The organism is Trebonia sp., from assembly GCF_049794275.1.
Lineage (GTDB): Bacteria > Actinomycetota > Actinomycetes > Streptosporangiales > Streptosporangiaceae > Trebonia.
In genome coordinates this window covers 1-2,254 of sequence record NZ_JBARCR010000097.1, presented here as the reverse complement: position 1 = coordinate 2,254, position 2,254 = coordinate 1, and the positions used below count along the sequence as shown (strand labels likewise).

Below are 2,254 nucleotides of genomic sequence, written 5' to 3'. Positions count from 1 at the left end.
CCGGACGTGGAAGCCGCGGTCCTTGCCAAGCACGACCGCCCCCGCCCGGCCCAGGATCACGCCGCCCCCGCCGGCCAGCAGGCGGCGGATCCCGGTCTCGCCGTGGCCGCGCAAGTGCTCGTCCTGGTGGTGGGTGGATGGCGGCGACTGGGTAGGCCCGGCCGGCATCGCCTGGGTGAAATGGGCCAGCAACCGGTGCACCGGGGTTACCTTGACCTCTTCCTCCGACAGCTGCTCATCGCACGGCCCGGGCTCGGCGACGCCGCCCTCGGACGTGGTGACCCGCTGCAGGAAGGGCAGGCCGAGCCGTTTGGCCAGGGCCGGGGCGACGACGCTGCCGCCGGCGCCGTAGGCCGCTGACACAGTGATCAGCCGTACCGCGGGCCCGGGCGAGGCCGGGGTTGGCGGGGTAGGCCTGTCAGACTGCTCGGTGGTCACGGGCGCTCATCTCCTCCGTTGCTCGCGTCTCCTCCGTTGCTCGCGTCTCCTCCGTTGGTTGCGCGGCGGCCAGGTCGGCCCGGCCGGCGGCCGACGCCAGGGTGCCGGAGGGCAGCACCAGCGCGCACACGACCGCGGAGCCGGCCAGGATCGCGGCCGAGACCCAGAACCCGACGACGTAGCTGTGCACCGCCGCTTGGGCCAGGGCCAGCGGGCTGTGACCGTGGATCAGCACATAGCTGGTCAGGGCGCTGGCGGCGAGGGTGTTCAGCAGCGCGGTGCCGATGGAGCCGCCGACCTGCTGGTTGGTGTTGACCAGGGCCGAGGCCACGCCCGCGTCCGCGGCGCGGGTGCCGTAGGTCGCGGAGTTCAGCCCACAGCCGAACACCAGGCCCAGGCCGGCCCCCATCAGGAGCAGGGCGGGCAGGATCCAGTCCAGGTAGCTGGTGAGCAGGCTCAGTCGCGCGGCCAGGAGGGCCAGACCACCAGCCGCGAGGAGCAGGCCAGCCGGGATCAGGGGCCGGGGCCCGACCCGCGGCATCAGCACCCCGCTGGACGTCGTGGACGCCACCACGATCGCCGCGATCATCGGCAGGAAGGCCAGGCCGGACTTGACCGGCGAGTAGGCCAGGGTCAGCTGCAGGTAGTAGGTCAGGAACAGGAAGATCCCGAACACGCCGATGGCGGACAGCCCGATGGCCAGGTATGCGCCGCCGCGGAAACGGTTCAGGACGATCGGCAGCGGCAGCAGCGGATGCTGGACCCGACGCTCGACCAGCACGAACGCGGCCAGCAGGACCACTCCGGCTATCAGCAGCGCCAGGGTAGTCGTCGCGCCCCAGCCCTTGGTGGCGGCCTCCGACAGCCCGTAGACCACCGCCACCAGCCCGGTCGCCACCAGGACCGTTCCCGGCCAGTCGATCTCTACGCTCGGATCACGGGGCTGCGCGGCCAGCAGCCGCACCGCGCCCGCGACCGCGACCACCGCCAGGACGACGTTGACGTACAGGCACCACCGCCAGGACAGGTACTCGGTCAGCACCCCGCCCAGCAGCAGCCCCACCGCCCCGCCTGCCCCGGCGATGGCGCCGTAGACGCCGAACGCCCTGCCGCGCTCGGCCGGGTCGGTGAACGTGACGGTCAGCGTCGAGAGCGCGGCCGGAGCCAGCAGCGCGCCAAACAACCCTTGCGCGCCGCGGCCGATCACCAGCATCGCGAAGCTGGTCGACGCGCCGCCCAGCGCCGACGCCGCGGCGAAGCCCACCAGGCCGATGATCAGCATCCGCCGCCGGCCGAGCAGATCCGACAGCCGGCCGCCGAGCAGCAGCAGCCCGCCGAAGGCCAGCGAGTACGCCGTCACCACCCACTGCCGGTCGGCGATGCTGAAGCCCAGGTCACGCTGGGCGGAGGGCAGCGCGATGTTCACGATCGTGGCATCCAGCACCACCATCAGCTGCGCCAGCCCGACCACGCCGAGAATCCACCAGCGCCGGGCCGGCTCCGCGGCCACGCCGGACAGCGCAGCCTGCTGCGATACGGCCGCAACCGCCGGTTCTCTCATTACACGTGCTTACGCCGGCAGCGGAAGGTTGGGTCGAGGCGGTACAACCAGTAGCCTTTCGCGCATGCCTTGTCTCACGACCGGAACAGGATCCCGCCAGGCCGGATCTGGGTAAGCAAGTTCTTAAGTAGAGGCGGTACGGCTGAGGGCGGCTATGAGGGTCTTCGGGTGGATAAATCCGCACATCCCGGAGGCCAGCGACGGCATCCTGACATCAGCCGGGATCTGCGAAGGGTTCGCCGGCGCCGGCGTTGG

2 protein-coding genes are annotated in these 2,254 nt (G+C 71.7%); both read right to left on the bottom strand.

Features of this window, described 5'->3' with window-relative positions; translation table 11 throughout:
* A partial coding sequence (locus WA805_RS02585) for a cytidylate kinase family protein (RefSeq protein ID WP_425241559.1) occupies positions 1-438 on the bottom strand: 438 nt, incomplete at its 3' end.
* Positions 419-1,999: an MFS transporter gene (locus WA805_RS02580; RefSeq protein ID WP_425241558.1), complete on the bottom strand. Its 1,581-nt coding sequence runs from the start codon at positions 1,997-1,999 to the stop codon at positions 419-421. The genes WA805_RS02580 and WA805_RS02585, both read right to left, overlap by 20 nt.
* Positions 2,000-2,254: the final 255 nt, after the last annotated feature.

Excerpts from the sequence above, each read along its gene's own strand:
- WA805_RS02580 (WP_425241558.1), bottom strand. The coding sequence starts at position 1,999 with ATGAGAGAACCGGCGGTTGCGGCCGTATCGCAGCAGGCTGCGCTGTCC.